This window comes from Ruegeria sp. YKSD179, assembly GCF_059612885.1.
Genome location: NZ_JBXWRL010000011.1, coordinates 68,988 through 84,028, shown reverse-complemented (window position 1 = coordinate 84,028; position 15,041 = coordinate 68,988). Strand labels below are relative to the sequence as shown.

At 52.5% G+C, this 15,041-nt stretch carries 12 protein-coding genes and 1 tRNA gene; 7 read left to right on the top strand and 6 right to left on the bottom strand.

The features are described from left to right. Window positions 1-15 precede the first annotated feature (15 nt). The gene (locus AC2FNE_RS08645) at window positions 16-1,641 is read left to right on the top strand and encodes a divergent polysaccharide deacetylase family protein (RefSeq protein WP_496805178.1); all 1,626 of its coding nucleotides are present in this window, start codon (window positions 16-18) and stop codon (window positions 1,639-1,641) included. Window positions 1,642-1,659: 18 nt separating this feature from the next. On the opposite strand, the gene trpE is transcribed toward AC2FNE_RS08645, so the two are convergent. The 5 genes from trpE to fabI form a co-directional block, all read right to left on the bottom strand. Further along, entirely contained in the window at window positions 1,660-3,171 is a 1,512-nt protein-coding gene (gene trpE, locus AC2FNE_RS08640; RefSeq protein ID WP_170607828.1) for an anthranilate synthase component I, read from the bottom strand. A 12-nt stretch (window positions 3,172-3,183) separates the two neighbouring features. Continuing rightward, window positions 3,184-5,025 carry a peptidyl-prolyl cis-trans isomerase gene (locus tag AC2FNE_RS08635; protein ID WP_170607830.1) on the bottom strand — a complete coding sequence of 614 codons (1,842 nt, stop codon included), beginning with the start codon at window positions 5,023-5,025 and terminating at the stop codon, window positions 3,184-3,186. Between the two features lie 82 nt (window positions 5,026-5,107). Then, the gene (locus AC2FNE_RS08630) at window positions 5,108-6,283 is read right to left on the bottom strand and encodes an aminotransferase (RefSeq protein ID WP_170607832.1); all 1,176 of its coding nucleotides are present in this window, start codon (window positions 6,281-6,283) and stop codon (window positions 5,108-5,110) included. A gap of 51 nt (window positions 6,284-6,334) precedes the next feature. Continuing rightward, complete coding sequence (gene gpt, locus AC2FNE_RS08625) at window positions 6,335-6,844, bottom strand: xanthine phosphoribosyltransferase (protein WP_170477611.1); 510 nt, start codon at window positions 6,842-6,844, stop codon at window positions 6,335-6,337. Between the two features lie 6 nt (window positions 6,845-6,850). Then, window positions 6,851-7,657 (bottom strand): enoyl-ACP reductase FabI, encoded by an 807-nt coding sequence (gene fabI / locus AC2FNE_RS08620; RefSeq protein ID WP_170477608.1) that lies wholly within the window; start codon window positions 7,655-7,657, stop codon window positions 6,851-6,853. Between the two features lie 135 nt (window positions 7,658-7,792). Here fabI and pdxH point away from each other — a divergent pair, with 135 nt between their 5' ends. From pdxH to AC2FNE_RS08600, 4 genes are all read left to right on the top strand, one after another. Then, window positions 7,793-8,398: a pyridoxamine 5'-phosphate oxidase gene (pdxH, locus tag AC2FNE_RS08615; protein WP_170607834.1), complete on the top strand. Its 606-nt coding sequence runs from the start codon at window positions 7,793-7,795 to the stop codon at window positions 8,396-8,398. Between the two features lie 121 nt (window positions 8,399-8,519). Then, window positions 8,520-9,047, top strand: a complete 528-nt coding sequence (locus tag AC2FNE_RS08610; RefSeq protein ID WP_170477604.1) for a cold-shock protein — start codon at window positions 8,520-8,522, stop codon at window positions 9,045-9,047. Window positions 9,048-9,055: 8 nt separating this feature from the next. After that, window positions 9,056-9,523 carry a DUF192 domain-containing protein gene (locus AC2FNE_RS08605; protein ID WP_254442616.1) on the top strand — a complete coding sequence of 156 codons (468 nt, stop codon included), beginning with the start codon at window positions 9,056-9,058 and terminating at the stop codon, window positions 9,521-9,523. Window positions 9,524-9,566: 43 nt separating this feature from the next. Further along, a tRNA-Pro gene (locus AC2FNE_RS08600) sits at window positions 9,567-9,643 on the top strand. An 18-nt stretch (window positions 9,644-9,661) separates the two neighbouring features. Here AC2FNE_RS08600 and AC2FNE_RS08595 read toward each other — a convergent pair. Continuing rightward, window positions 9,662-10,096 carry a hypothetical protein gene (locus tag AC2FNE_RS08595; RefSeq protein WP_496805177.1) on the bottom strand — a complete coding sequence of 145 codons (435 nt, stop codon included), beginning with the start codon at window positions 10,094-10,096 and terminating at the stop codon, window positions 9,662-9,664. Between the two features lie 535 nt (window positions 10,097-10,631). Between AC2FNE_RS08595 and AC2FNE_RS08590 the strand changes: the two genes are divergently transcribed. Next, window positions 10,632-14,249: a vitamin B12-dependent ribonucleotide reductase gene (locus AC2FNE_RS08590; protein ID WP_496805176.1), complete on the top strand. Its 3,618-nt coding sequence runs from the start codon at window positions 10,632-10,634 to the stop codon at window positions 14,247-14,249. Between the two features lie 544 nt (window positions 14,250-14,793). Next, window positions 14,794-15,039: an EF-hand domain-containing protein gene (locus AC2FNE_RS08585; RefSeq protein ID WP_170477595.1), complete on the top strand. Its 246-nt coding sequence runs from the start codon at window positions 14,794-14,796 to the stop codon at window positions 15,037-15,039. Window positions 15,040-15,041: the final 2 nt, after the last annotated feature.

The following is a 15,041-nucleotide window of genomic DNA, read 5'->3' as shown; positions in this document are numbered from 1 at the left end:
GGACCGGTTGTGCAAGTGAGCACCGCTACAGACGGTGCCCGAGCGATTGAGGCAATAAACAAGGCGAGAGGCATGTTAGCTATGCGGGGATTTTACGGTGGGATGTTCGCCGGGGCTGTCTCGGTTTTAGCCTTGGCGACTGTGGCGTCACTATATACGCCGCTTACAACAAAACCCGAGGTGTCAATCGTGGCGCCAAAAGCTTCTGAGGCACCAACCCCCTCAGAAAACGCGGATTTGCAGATTCAGGGAAAAGACGCCGATTTGGTTGAGCTGGCACCTAAAACTCCAGATGACCCAGAAACGCAATCAGATACACTTGCCGGCCTTTCGGGTATAGAGTTGCAGCCTGATACTCGACCGACAACTGGGTCATCCCCTTCGAGTCCTCAAGCGCCTGATGCGCCTGCGGCGCAGCCTGTGACAGTCGACTCTGATACTCCGGCATCGATGCCGAGACCAGCTCCGACTCCAACTTCACCTGAGCTAGATACCGATCTTGAAATTGCTGCAGAAAACTTGCTGCCCCCGGAACAAAAGCCCGAAGTTGCAACAGAGCCAGACCTAACAACTTCCTCGGCTCAATTGACGCCTGAAGCGCAAATCCCGGTAATCGAAGAACCAGAAGAACAATCAGTTCAGGCGCCTTTGTCTAAAGAGCCAGAAGCCAGCGGTGAACAGGTTGCCGCCGTGCAACCTGAAGACACTCCTCAGCCCGAAGCGCAAACACCTAAAGTCGAGGAGGATATAGCGGTCGATGAAAACCCGATCGCGGTTGAGGGTGAAGAGGACACTCTGCCTCGCAATCAACCACGAATCATTTCCTTGCCGCAGATTTCACCAGAGCAACCGTCTGGCACGCGGGTGGGCAAGCGGATTGTGCCTTTGACAGAACGTGACCAAGCGACTGAGGAGCAGGCCGAAGTTCAAACTCTTGCACCAGGAAAACCAATAGAAGAATACGCGGTGGCCTTTGAAAACCCAGAGGCCAAACCTTTGATGTCGATTATCTTGATCGATGACGAAGGCGCATTTGGGGCCGAAGCACTTAAGGATTTCCCATATCCGCTTAGCTTGGCAGTTAATCCATCCGACCCAAAGGCGGCGGAAAAAATGGCGCGTCACCGTGAGGCTGGGTTCGAAGTATTGGCTCTTATCGATATGCACACTGCAGCTAGCGCGCAGGACGCAGAGGTGTCTTTGGCGGTTTGGTTAGAGACGCTGCCAGAAACTGTCGGTTTATTGGAAGGTGTTGGAACGGGAATTCAAGGTAACCGAAAATTGGCAGATCAGGTTGCTGCTATCGCCGGTGATACCGGTCGCGGGTTGGTCACACAGGATAGCGGGCTGAACACAGTTCAGAAATTAGCTGCGCGAAACGGTGTGCCGTCCAGCGTCGTTTTCAGAGACTTTGATGGTGCCAGTCAGGATGCTCAGGTTATACGCCGTTTTCTGGATCAGGCTGCATTTCGCGCCAGTCAGCAAGGTGCTGTTGTTATGTTGGGTCGATTGCGCCCCGAGACGATTTCAGCCCTGTTGCTTTGGGGACTCGAGGATCGCGGCAATCGGGTTGCCATGGCGCCGATATCTGCCGTTATGATGAGTGAAGTTCAGCGAAACTCGGGTTCGGCCGAATATTAAAGATTAGGTCAATCAATCTTATCTGTTGCCGTTCCCGCTGAAACGCGCCGCTTCAGCCGCAGCATGACGGATTGCATTTGATTTGTGCACGGTCTCCATATATTCCGCTTCCGGGTCGCTGTCATACACGACACCCCCACCAGCCTGAATATATAACTTACTATCCTTCACTATGGCTGTCCGTAGTGCGATGCACATATCCATGTCGCCGCCCGCACTGAAATAGCCGACACCGCCGCCGTAGACGCCTCGTTTCTCTGGCTCAAGTTCGTCAATGATTTCCATAGCACGTACTTTGGGTGCCCCCGAAACAGTGCCGGCCGGCATTCCGGCAAAGAACGCGTCCAGCGCATCTTTGTCATCCGCAAGTTCACCAACGACATTGGAAACAATATGCATTACGTGGCTGTAGCGTTCGATAATAAATTCTTCGGTCGGGCGAACAGTTCCAATCTTGGCTACACGGCCCGTGTCGTTTCGACCAAGATCCAAAAGCATAAGATGTTCTGCAAGTTCCTTTTTGTCAGCCAACAGGTCAATTTCATTGGCTTTATCTTCTTCCGGGGTTGCACCGCGGGGGCGAGTGCCTGCGATCGGTCGAATTGTCACTTCGTTGCCAAATACACGCACCAGAATCTCTGGGCTGGCGCCGATCACCTGAAAGCCGCCAAAGTTAAAATAGAACATAAAGGGCGAAGGATTTGTTCGCCTAAGCGAGCGATATAAGGCAAATGGGGGTTGCGGGAACTCTTGCGTCCAGCGTTGCGCTGGTACGACCTGAAAAATGTCTCCAGCCCGAATGTATTCTTTAGCCTTTTCAACCGCTTCCATGTACCCTGATTTGGTAAAGTTCGAAATTGGGGGCGCGATCTCGCGGGCTTCACCCAAATCTCGGGTTTCAGAGGGCATTGCGCGTTCCAAATCGCGGACCGCGTCCATTACCCGCTCGGCCGCCTGTGCGAAAGCCGCCTTGGCAGATTGTCCGTCACTCACCCAAGCGGGCGACACAACCGTAACTTCACCTTTTACGCCATCAAGAACCGCTACCACTGACGGTCGCAGCATGATGGCATCGGGCAGCCCTAGCGGATCAGGATTAACGTCCGGCAGATATTCAACTAACCGGACCATATCGTACCCCAGATAACCGAACAGGCCTGCCGCCGCCTGAGGAAGGTCAGACGGTAAGGTAATGCGAGATTCGGCCAGCAGATCGCGCAGATTATCCATGGGATTCCCGGCCTGCTCCGAAAACGCCTCGGCGTCGAAGCGTGCGGATCGGTTAATGGAGGCGGTTTCCCCCTGGCATCGCCAGATCAAGTCAGGTTTCATACCGATGATCGAATATCGTCCGCGCACCTCTCCGCCAGTCACAGATTCCAGCATGAACGCGTCCTTTTGCGCGCCCGCCAGTTTGAGCATCAACGACACAGGAGTGTCTAGGTCAGCAGCAAGACGTGTGTATACCACTTGATTTTCGCCCGCTTCATAGGCGCGCGCGAAACTGTCGAAGTCGGGTGTCAGATCCATAGTCAGCCCCGGTTAATAGCTTGCCTGAACGGCGTTCAGCGCTTGCTGGTCCACGACTGGGCGCGCACGTGTCTGAGCATCGCGCACATAGATGTCAAAGATATTTTGCGCCAAGGCCTGGTTCATTTGCGCTGATAGAGCATCTTGCATCTGCCGCTGCTCATCCGTCTCCGCGGGGGGCAAAACGTCATCAAGACGTACAATCAAAGCAGTCCCAGCGCCTGGAATGACACGCAGTTCTCCAGGCTCCATTTCAAATACTTGCGTCATGAAATCAGCAGGAACATCATCCAAAAAGGCGGTACGTGTCAGGGCGTTCTCAACCCGGAACGGCAAGCCGGTGTTCGTAAAATCACCATCTGTTGCGAGCGCTGTAATAACTGAACCCGCCTGGGATTGCAGCTCTTTGGCGATCTCATCCTGCACCCAAGCTCCGGCTACTCGCGAGCGGGCGCTGTCCAGTGGTTCAGGTCGGGGTGGAAGAACTTCGTTCAAGCGCAGGGCAAAAATCGAGCCGTCTTCCAAAAACGCTACTTCGGGAAAATCCCCCTCTTGCACGGCTTCTGCAACAGAACGGAACCCGTCATACGCAGCTATTCCCTGATCGCTTTGCTGAGTCCAGTCGATTTCGCCGAGTTCCATTTCGGTTTCGTTGGTCAGCTCTTCCAGGGTCGCGCCGCCTGCCAGTAGGTCGTTAATATCTTCGGCTTGAGCTTCGATTTGGCGACGAGCTCTGTCAGCGGCAAGTTCCTCGCGCAACTCAGCTTCGGCCTCTGCAAATGTGACGATGTTTTCTGCCAATGATCCGTTGATACGGAATAACGCTGGTCCCAGTTCAGACGGCAATGGGCCAACTACATCATCGATTTCTGCAGCAAAGACGCCTTCGGCCGCCTCACCCAAATCATCACGGGTCACATCTCCCAAGTCGACATCGCTCAGTTCCAGTTCCCGGTCGCGGACCAGTTGTTCAAAGCTTGCCCCACCGACCTCAAGCTGCGCTAGAGCTTCTGTTGCAGAAGTTTCGTCCGAAAAAATCAGACGTTCGACCAACCGGCGTTCAGGTTGTTTGAATTGGTCGGATCTTTGATCGTACAGGCGTTTTACCGAGTCCGCGTCAACTTCTACTGAGTCCAACAGCATTTCCGGCGACAGGATTGCGTAGGTCAACTTCTTTGTGTGGGGCAGGGTAAAGCGGTCAGTGTTTTCATCATAATATGATTTTATCTGTGCATCCGTTGGTTCTGGCACAGGCGTTTCTAAAGTGTCGGACGAAAGAGTTGCGACTGTAAAGCTTCGGCGAGCAAGTACATAGTTCGACAATGCCTCGGTCATAGTACGCGGCATATCCACCCCGCCCATCACAGCACCCTGAACAATGGTACGCGCGGACTCTTTACGTAGGTCATTCTCGAATTCAGTGTCGGTCAACCCTACTTGCTCCAGTTGAAATCGATAAGCTTCTCGGTCGAAGGTCCCGTCGACACCTTGAAACGCTTGAATTTGAACGATTTCTTGTTGCAGATTTTCGTCACCAATTGAAATGCCCAGTTGCGCAACCTCATTGTCCAAAGCAGCGAGCGCAACAAGACGGGACAAAGCCTGCTGATCCAGTCCAAGTTGGTGGGCCTGTGAAATCTGCAGCGGTTGACCGGTTTGCGCTTCTACCGCGCGGATTTCACGCTGCAATTCGCGGACATATTCGTCGACTGAAACACTTTCGTCCCCGACTTGAGCCACAGTTCGAACGGTGCCGGTCAAGCTGGTCGCCCCAAAGCCTGCAAGTCCCAACATCAAAAGGCCCATGAGGATCCAAACAAAAGTTTTTGACAGATTTTTCATGCCTGCGGCCATGGTGCCCTCGTGTTTTGTGTTGGCAGTACTTGCTCGGGTCGGTTGCGGCCCTGAATACGACGCACGCCGCCGAGGAGCAAGCTTAGAAGGATAACGCCTCTAAACGATCAAAAAGTCTGGATATGCCTTCCTTGTCGAGATTGGCAAAAGCGATCCGCAACTGTCTTTTCCCGTCTGGATCGTCGACGGGCATGAACATTGTACCGGGCAGCAGCAGAACAGCAGCCTCGACAACAAGTCGTTTGGCCAGAATGTCGGAACTCAGATCGAAAGGGTGTTCGAGATATGCAAAATAGGCGCCCAAACCTAAAAGGCGCCATCCTTTCGCAGACAAACGGGGCATCTGTTGCAAGATCAAAGCTCGTCGGTCCAGTATTTCGTTTCTCTCTTCAGAGACCCATCGGGGCAGGTTTTGCATCCCCCAAAGTGCAGCGAACTGACCGATTTGACTTGGACAGATGGCGATCGTGTCCAAAAACTTCTCTATCTCAGACAACAGAGCAGGGGCCGAGGCAACCGCTCCGACACGATGACCAGTTAACCTATAGGCCTTTGAAAACGAATACAAATGTACCAGAGTATTGTCCCAGCTTGGTTGCTGGAACAAATCATGAGGCGGGACGGAGCGACTGTCGAAATCGCGATACGTTTCATCAACAAGCAAGTGAATACCAGCCGACCGCGCCAGTTCAAAGAAATCCATCACCAGATCAGCTGGGTATTCCACGCCACCGGGATTATTCGGGGTAACCAAAACAATGGCTCGGGTTTTTTCAGTAATTAGTTCCCTTGCCTTGTCCGGATTCGGCAAAAGACTGTCGCCTGTAGCCAGAGTGACAGTCCCGACGCCAGCCATATCAAGCCACATTTTGTGGTTGAAATACCAAGGCGTTGGAAGGATAACCTCATCCCCTTGGTTCGAAATTGCCGAAATCACAGCGGAAAAGGCCTGATTGCATCCCGAAGTGATTGCGACCTGATTTTTTGAGATATCCGAGGCATAGTGGACGCTGATCTGAGAGGCCAGCTCAGCACGCAAGTCGTCATTACCTAAAACCGGTCCGTAAAGATGAGCGCTGTTATCACGCAACGCGAATTCGGCCATTGCCTGACGCAGAGCAAGCGGAGGCGGGTCAACTGGTGCAGCCTGACTGACATTGATCAACGGCCGATCAACCGTGAATGATACACCCTGCAACCATCGTGATGCTTCCATCACAGGCGGCGCAAATGTTGCCGCTGTGCGCGTGAGTTTCATTTGCTTCCCATGTCCAGAAACTCGTCCGAAGATTTCGTCGTTGACCGAATCTTAATCCGTTCCGCGATAGGGTTCGACATATTGCAGGGCCATATCCCAGGGCAAAAAGATCCATGTATCCTGGCTGACTTCGGTAATGAAAGTATCAACCATTGGGCGACCCTTGGGTTTGGCGTAAACCGTGGCAAAATGCGCGTTTGGATACATCTCACGCACCAATTCCAGAGTTTTTCCGCTGTCGACCAGATCGTCGATAATCAGAACGCCGGTGCCGTCACCCATCAAATTGGCATCAGGCGCCTTAAGAATTTCGGCCTCTCCACGAGTTTGGTGATGATAAGATTTGACGCTGATAGTGTCGACTGTGCGAATATCCAGTTCGCGGCTGACGATCATGGCTGGCGCCATTCCACCGCGAGTAATGGCGACCACGGCCCGCCATGCCCCGTTATCTGGACCCTGTCCGTCCAGCCGCCAAGCAAGCGCACGAGAATCACGATGCAGTTGGTCCCAGCTTATGTGAAAGCCTTTTTCGTGGGGTAGGCGGTCCTTTGCGCTCATTAATTTTTATCCCTTTTCAACATCCGGAGCATCAACGGCTTTCATGCCGACTATATGATACCCCGAATCCACGTGCAGGTTCTCGCCAGTTACGCCGCTGCTGAGGTCTGACAGCAGATACAACGCAGACTTTCCAACATCATCGATTGTTACATTCCGGCGAAGGGGCGAATTGTACTCATTCCACTTCATAATGTAGCGGAAATCACCGATTCCGCTGGCGGCCAGAGTCTTGATTGGGCCGGCGGAAATCGAGTTCACGCGGATGCCGTCCTTGCCCAAATCCTCGGCCAAGTATTTGACCGATGCCTCCAAAGCCGCCTTGGCGATACCCATTACGTTGTAATGCGGCATCACCTGCTCAGCTCCGTAATAGGTCAAGGTAATTGCGCTGCCGCCTTCACCCATCAGTTTTTCGGCTCGCTGCATTACAGCTGTGAACGAATAGACCGATACATCCATTGTCAGGTTAAAATTTGCGCGGCTGGTGTCGACGTAGCGGCCGCGAAGTTCGTTCTTGTCCGAAAAACCAATCGCGTGAACAACAAAGTCCAACTTGCCCCAGGTTTTTTCAAGCGCATTGAAAAGGTCGTTGATCGAGCTTTCATCGCTGACGTCGCAGGGTAGGACGATTTCGCTTCCGAGCTGTGCCGCCAATGGATCAACCCGTTTTTTTAAAGCATCACCTTGATACGAGAAGGCAAGCTCAGCTCCAGCTTCGGACAGAGCCCGAGCTATTCCCCATGCGATTGATTTGTCATTGGCCAGTCCCATGATGAGGCCGCGTTTTCCGGCCATCAACTGATTTGACATGTTCGGTTCTCCGCCTGTCTTCGCGTTGTGTTGGATTGGTTTATGCCATTGATTGCCTTGCATCAAGGCCATGCACTCTTGCTCGTAGCGGGTTCTCGCCTTAGTGTCGGGAACAATTATTTCCAGGGGATGGAAATGAACGAGCAAAGTGGCATTTTCGCTGGCACCGATCCGTTTAGCATTGCGGGACGGTGGCTGGAGGAAGCTGAAAAGACCGAACCTAATGACCCAAATGCGATTGCGTTGGCAACCGTAGATTCAAGTAGCTTACCAAATGTTCGAATGGTTTTGTTGAAAGAAATCGAGGAAGATGCCTTTGTTTTCTATACAAATTACCATAGCACTAAGGCAGGCGAGCTTGATGAGTCTGGAAAGGCGGCATTCGTGATGCATTGGAAATCACTACGGCGTCAAATTCGGGTACGTGGCACAATCACGCGCGAAGACGGACCACAAGCAGACGAATATTACGCCTCACGTTCTCTCAAAAGCCGTCTGGGTGCGTGGGCATCACGACAGTCTGAGCCGCTGACGAGCAGGGCCGCATTGATGGCGGAAGTGGCCAAAGTTACTACCAAATTCGGACCCAACCCGCCACGCCCGAGCTTTTGGGGCGGGTACAGGCTGATTCCAGTGGAGATAGAGTTCTGGGCAGATGGCGCTTTCAGGTTGCACGACCGTTTTCAGTGGCGCAGAACTGCCCCCGGTTCCGAGTGGCAAGTGCAGAGGTTGAATCCATGACAGTCATGCGCAGCGAAATGCAAAAGCCCGAAATCATAGATTTTTTTCGACTTGAAATTGCAATTCATTTGCATCAACAACAGACCCCTGACGATTTGCTAAATTTCGTGATGGGAACACAGTGCCAGAAGATATGAGCAGCATGTACCGCGTTCGTGGACACGTCAAATGGTTCGACCCTGCCAAGGGTTACGGATTTGTTGTGTCCAATGAAGGTGGGCCCGACATTCTGCTGCATGTGAATGTTCTGCGTAATTTTGGGCAAAGCTCGGTTGCGGATGGCGCAGGCATCGAAATCATGACCCACCGTACGGACCGCGGTGTTCAGGCCGTTGAAGTTATTTCAGTGGATCCGCCGGATCGGGCTGAAACTTTAATGCTGGCTGATTTTGCCGAGTTGGATCCGGATTTGATTGCGCAAACCCCGCTAGAAGCGGCACGCGTCAAGTGGTTCGATAAGGGCAAAGGATTTGGGTTTGCCAATGTGTTTGGCAGTAATGAAGATGTATTTCTTCATATTGAGGTTTTGCGCCGGTCGGGGTTGGCGGACTTGCAACCGGGTGAAGCTCTTGCAATGCGAGTCATTGATGGCAAGCGTGGGCGTATGGCCGCTCAGGTTTTGGCTTGGGAGGCAGCCCTGAACGGCTGATCACCGGAATGAAGAAATTCCTCCCGGCTTTCGCGATGCTTCTTTCGATTATCGGTTCGATGGCCGTAGCGGAATGTCGCGCTGACCAGGTTGAACTGCGGAATTCTCAGGCCCAAGTGCGATTCGATGTCGAATTGGCCAAAACCCCTCAAGAGCGTTCACAAGGTTTGATGTTTCGAGAAAGTCTGCCCAATCGGGCAGGGATGTTGTTTGTATTCGATCCTCCGCAACCGGTTGCTTTTTGGATGAAAAACACGCTCATCCCGTTAGACATGATTTTTACGGATCGCGCTGGTAACGTCACTCATGTGCACGAAGGCGCAATTCCTGGCGACCTGACGCCCATTGAAGGTGGTGATTCGGTCTACACTGTGCTGGAAATCAATGCCGGGCTTGCTGCGCGGTATGCCATTCGCCCCGGAACCCAGATGCGGCATGAAGTTTTTTCGCAAGGTCCTGCAATTTGGCCTTGTTAGGGCTTTTCAAATCCGAATGGCATCGTTAGGAAGGCGCACGGTCCGGGGCGTGGCGCAGTCTGGTAGCGCACCTGTTTTGGGTACAGGGGGTCGTAGGTTCGAATCCTGCCGCCCCGACCACTTTCCAACTATATGTGCCTAAATAGGCATTCCGCCGAACCGCACATATAGTTGGCTAAAATCCTTATCTAATGTCTCGGTTTGAACCGGAACTCTAAGAGTAGTTCCATCTTTCTGTGGAACCAGAAAGAATAGATCCGCATCGACGCGATATCCCAGCTGGTTTTTGGTCGAACTTAATCGTGTAACGATTCTTGGCAAATCCCGAGGGTGACCGTCGAAGGACAGAATCAGATATGCAGTTGCCTCGGGCGGCAATTGTTCACGGCATTCAAAACTGCCTTTTCCCATCCGCAAATAGTCTTCTCCGGGACCGTCGCACTGCGTTTGGAACGAGCTGAACATTTGCTTTGGATAGTCAGTGAACTGCGCACTGCGTGTTCCAATTGGATTATCTTGTGTTGTACAGGACACGATCAGGGCCAGAGCGGGAAGTGTTCGCAATGTACGCATGTTGAGATCGGTCCCAAGGCACTTTTTATCTGTTCCTTTGACTATTGCATGTGTTTTGGATGCGCCGCGATGATTCTCTGTGACGTTCGTTAATTGTGCGTTAGGTGATCATTTGCTCGTAACCGTGGCACAAAAAACGAGAATTCCATTTGCCAATTCGGTAAGTCCTTGTCCGGCAGCCTTAGGAAGACCTGTGGAGGAATCGCGCGCCGGCAGGTTCCCGCCGATCTCTCTGAGTTGGTCAACAGAAAAGATTCCAAAAATCTCAAAAAAGTCCGTTGACCAACTATGGCAAGATACGCCAGATTGTATAGGCCGAAGCATGCGCCACTAAATCTAGTAGATAATGACTGGAAAAAGGCGACGGGCGAGGGACTAATGCATATCTATCTACGTGCAACCGTTTTTGCGGTTTTGCGCTGTTATGAACAGCGGTTGGTCTTTTGTGCCCAAAATTCTGACGGCAGCGGGCGGCACTCCGCAAAACTAATTAAAAGTGCCGGAAACTTAAAATAATTGCCCGGGGGCAGCGGACATGAAGATTGAGAGAAAATTCACCAAACCTGGTCAGGACGCATACGCAGAACTGGATTTTGTGTCTGCAACGTCCGAGATTCGGAATCCGGACGGGACAATCGTATTCCGTTTAGATGAGATTGAAGTTCCGTCAAGCTGGAGCCAGGTTGCCAGTGATGTCATCGCTCAGAAATATTTCCGTAAGGCCGGTGTGCCAAACCGTTTGAAGAAAGTAAAAGAAAAGGGCGTTCCCGAGTTTCTGTGGCGCTCTGTGCCAGCCGAAGATGCGGAATTCGACGGAGAGACGTCATCCAAGCAGGTATTTGATCGTTTGGCGGGTGCTTGGGCCTATTGGGGCTGGAAGGGCGGCTACTTCACAGACGAAGAAGACGCTCGCGCCTACTTTGACGAAATGCGTTACATGCTGGCAACGCAGCGCGCCGCGCCAAATTCTCCGCAGTGGTTCAACACTGGTCTTCACTGGGCATATGGAATTGATGGACCGGCGCAGGGGCACCACTATGTTGACTACAAAACTGGTAAACTGACCAAATCAAAATCTGCATACGAACATCCACAGCCCCATGCGTGCTTCATCCAGTCGGTCGATGATGACCTGGTGAACGAAGGGGGCATAATGGACCTGTGGGTGCGTGAAGCGCGCTTGTTCAAATATGGCTCTGGTACCGGTACCAACTTCAGTCACCTACGTGCAGATGGCGAGGCTCTGTCGGGTGGTGGCAAATCTTCGGGTCTCATGGGTTTTCTCAAGATCGGCGACCGCGCCGCAGGCGCTATAAAATCAGGTGGTACGACCCGTCGAGCAGCAAAGATGGTGATCGTTGACGCAGATCACCCGGACATCGAGCAATTTATCGAATGGAAGGTGATTGAAGAGCAGAAGGTGGCCTCGATCGTTGCCGGATCAAAGATGCACGAGAAGATGCTGAACGGTATTTTCGAGGCCATTCGCTCTTGGGACGGCGCCCAAGAAGATGCCCATGATCCCAAGAAGAATATTTCCCTGAAGTCCGCGGTTCGCGCGGCAAAGAAGGTCGCCATTCCAGAGACATACATAAAGCGCGTTCTCGATTATGCCAAACAGGGGCATGGCAGCATAGAATTTCCTACCTACGACACAGACTGGGATTCGGAGGCTTACAGTTCGGTTTCGGGCCAGAACTCAAACAACTCGATCCGAGTGACCAACGCGTTTTTGACCGCTGTGGAGAAAGACGCTGATTGGGAGCTGATCAATCGGACTGACGGCAAAGTCGCCAAAACAGTAAAGGCTCGCGACCTTTGGGAAAAAGTCGGTCACGCTGCATGGGCATGCGCCGATCCGGGCATTCAGTTCCACGATACTGTTAACGAATGGCACACTTGCCCCGAAGATGGCGAAATCCGCGGTTCGAACCCGTGTTCGGAATATATGTTCTTGGATGACACGGCGTGTAACCTTGCATCAATGAACCTTCTGACCTTCCTCAAGGACGGAGAATTCCAATCAGCAGATTACATGCACGCAGCGCGGCTTTGGACGCTGACCTTGGAAATTTCCGTGACCATGGCGCAGTTCCCATCGAAGGAAATAGCAAAACTCTCATACGATTTCAGAACCTTGGGTTTGGGTTATGCCAATATCGGTGGTCTGTTGATGAACATGGGATACAGTTATGACTCGGACGAAGGGCGGTCCATCTGTGGCGCTTTGACAGCAATCATGACCGGTGTTGCTTATGCGACCTCAGCCGAAATCGCAGGCGAACTTGGTCCTTTCAAAGGTTATGAGCGGAACGCAGACCACATGCTGCGCGTCATCCGCAATCACCGCCGAGCCGCACAGGGCGTGACCGAGGGTTACGAGAATCTGGCGGTGAAGCCGGTTGCGCTGGATCACCAAAACTGCCCAGACAAACGTCTGGTCGATTTGGCTATGTCGGCATGGGATGAAGCGCTTAGCTTGGGTGAAAAGAATGGGTATCGCAATGCGCAGGCAACGGTAATCGCGCCGACGGGCACTATCGGGCTGGTCATGGATTGCGACACAACGGGTATCGAACCTGACTTTGCTTTGGTGAAGTTCAAAAAGCTGGCCGGCGGTGGTTACTTCAAAATTATCAATCGCTCGGTACCCTCAGCGCTGGAAAAACTGGGCTACTCTTCGTCCCAGATCGAAGAGATCGTGTCTTACGCGGTCGGCCATGGCACCATTGGCAATGCTCCTGGGATTAACCATACCTCGCTAACGGGTCACGGTTTTGGACCGAATGAACTGGGTAAAGTGGATGCCGCACTGGAAAGCGCCTTTGACATTAGGTTTGTCTTTAACCAGTGGACGCTGGGCGAGGATTTCTGCACCGGTGTTTTGGGCATCCCGGCCACTAAGCTGAACGACCCGACGTTTGATTTGCTTCGGCATCTGGGCTTTTCCAAAGCTGATATCGACGCTGCCAACGACCATGTCTGTGGAACTATGACTCTGGAAGGCGCCCCGCATCTGAAAGAGGAACATTACGCGATCTTCGATTGTGCCAACCCGTGCGGCAAGAAAGGCAAGCGTTTCCTTGGGGTTGATAGCCACATCACCATGATGGCGGCAGCACAGAGCTTCATCTCGGGCGCGATCTCGAAGACGATTAACATGCCGAATGATGCGACCATCGAGGATTGCCAGAAAGCTTATGAACTCAGCTGGTCTCTGGGCGTAAAGGCCAATGCTTTGTATCGCGACGGTTCGAAACTCTCTCAACCGTTGGCGGCAGCGCTAGTCGAGGATGACGATGAGGCGGCTGAAGTGCTGGAGAGCGGATCGACGCAGGAAAAAGCTGTCGTTTTAGCCGAGAAGGTGATCGAGAAGGTTGTCGTCAAGGAAATGATCCGCAGCCACCGGGAAAAGCTTCCTCATCGCCGTAAAGGATATACGCAAAAGGCTATTGTTGGTGGCCACAAGGTTTACCTGAGAACGGGTGAGTTCGAAGATGGCAAACTAGGCGAGATCTTCATCGACATGCACAAGGAAGGCGCTGGCTTTCGTGCAATGATGAACAACTTTGCCATCGCGGTTTCGGTCGGATTGCAATATGGCGTCCCGCTTGAGGAATTCGTTGACGCTTTCACATTTACCAAATTCGAACCGGCTGGAATGGTTCAGGGTAATGACTCAATTAAGAACGCGACCTCGATCTTGGATTACATATTCCGTGAATTGGCTGTGTCGTATTTGGATCGCACCGATTTGGCGCATGTGAAGCCTGAAGGCGCAACTTTTGACGATATCGGTAAGGGTGAAGAAGAAGGCGTTTCGAATATCTCTGAGATCAGTGACAGCGCTGCGTCTAAGTCCTTGGAAGTTCTAAAGCAAATCAGCTCAACCGGTTATCTGCGTAAGCGGTTGCCGCAGGACTTAATGGTTTTGAACGGCGGACAGGCTGGTGTTGAAGGCATAACAGAAACAGCTGTGCAATTCGAAGCCACGACTGAAACCACCGTAGCAAGCAATATGGATGCGCGGACCAAAGCCAAGATGCAAGGTTATGAAGGCGACCCATGCGGTGAGTGCGGAAACTACACTTTGGTTCGCAACGGCACATGCATGAAATGTAACACCTGCGGAGCAACCAGCGGGTGTAGCTGAGAATAGCGCCCCGGCAATGGGGTGTAGGGACCGTGATTTTCCCCCCGGATATCCGGTCCCGACGAACACGGACAAAGGCGCCAAGACTTACCGTCATCGCCTTTGTCCACTCGGTCGGCATGCCCGTGTTGGCCGGGAACAGGGTGGGGCGGAATTTTTGCTCCTTCCCACTCTTTCAGGGGCGGGTGCGCTCGCCCCATACGCTGTCCAGGCCGCAGGCAAAAAATACCGGGCGGTCAACGAGATGAGCCTGGAACGCGAAACTTTTTGGGGGCCCTCGGCCCCCTTTTTTCTGTTTCCCAAATCGATTCGAATATTCTGGCAACACTTCGCCGGGTTTTGAAAATGGCGTAGGGCAGGAAACGCCGAAAGACCTACTGGCAATTTCGTCCAACGGTTGATTGCAAACCCGACTCATTCAAACAGGCGGAGAATAGCGCGAAATCCGCTCTTTGGTATCGGTGGGGTGACTGATTGGTGTAAATCAAAATTCCTGTGTTTGTCCGGACGACGTCAAATTGGACTTCATATAGGAGGCAATATCATGAAACCGCATAATCTGGCTTTCATTTCAGCGATTGCTCTGTTGTTACCAGCGTGGTCTTTCGCTCAGTCAAGCGTCGACACGAACGGAGATGGCGTTCTAACACTCGAAGAAGTGCAAATCGTTATGCCCGAGATTGATACCGATAGCTTTGCAGCGATGGACGCAAACGGTGACGGAACGCTGGATGCTGATGAAATCTCAGTTGCGCAAGGGGCAGGTCTTCTTCCGCCAAGCAACGGCTGAAA

Excerpts from the sequence above, each read along its gene's own strand:
- trpE (WP_170607828.1), bottom strand. The coding sequence starts at position 3,171 with ATGGATCTGACACCCGACTTCGACAGTTTCGCGCGCGCCTATGAAGCG.
- AC2FNE_RS08635 (WP_170607830.1), bottom strand. The coding sequence starts at position 5,025 with ATGGCCGCAGGCATGAAAAATCTGTCAAAAACTTTTGTTTGGATCCTC.
- AC2FNE_RS08630 (WP_170607832.1), bottom strand. The coding sequence starts at position 6,283 with ATGAAACTCACGCGCACAGCGGCAACATTTGCGCCGCCTGTGATGGAA.
- gpt (WP_170477611.1), bottom strand. The coding sequence starts at position 6,844 with ATGAGCGCAAAGGACCGCCTACCCCACGAAAAAGGCTTTCACATAAGC.
- fabI (WP_170477608.1), bottom strand. The coding sequence starts at position 7,657 with ATGTCAAATCAGTTGATGGCCGGAAAACGCGGCCTCATCATGGGACTG.
- pdxH (WP_170607834.1), top strand. The coding sequence starts at position 7,793 with ATGAACGAGCAAAGTGGCATTTTCGCTGGCACCGATCCGTTTAGCATT.
- AC2FNE_RS08605 (WP_254442616.1), top strand. The coding sequence starts at position 9,056 with ATGAAGAAATTCCTCCCGGCTTTCGCGATGCTTCTTTCGATTATCGGT.
- AC2FNE_RS08595 (WP_496805177.1), bottom strand. The coding sequence starts at position 10,096 with ATGCGTACATTGCGAACACTTCCCGCTCTGGCCCTGATCGTGTCCTGT.
- AC2FNE_RS08590 (WP_496805176.1), top strand. The coding sequence starts at position 10,632 with ATGAAGATTGAGAGAAAATTCACCAAACCTGGTCAGGACGCATACGCA.
- AC2FNE_RS08585 (WP_170477595.1), top strand. The coding sequence starts at position 14,794 with ATGAAACCGCATAATCTGGCTTTCATTTCAGCGATTGCTCTGTTGTTA.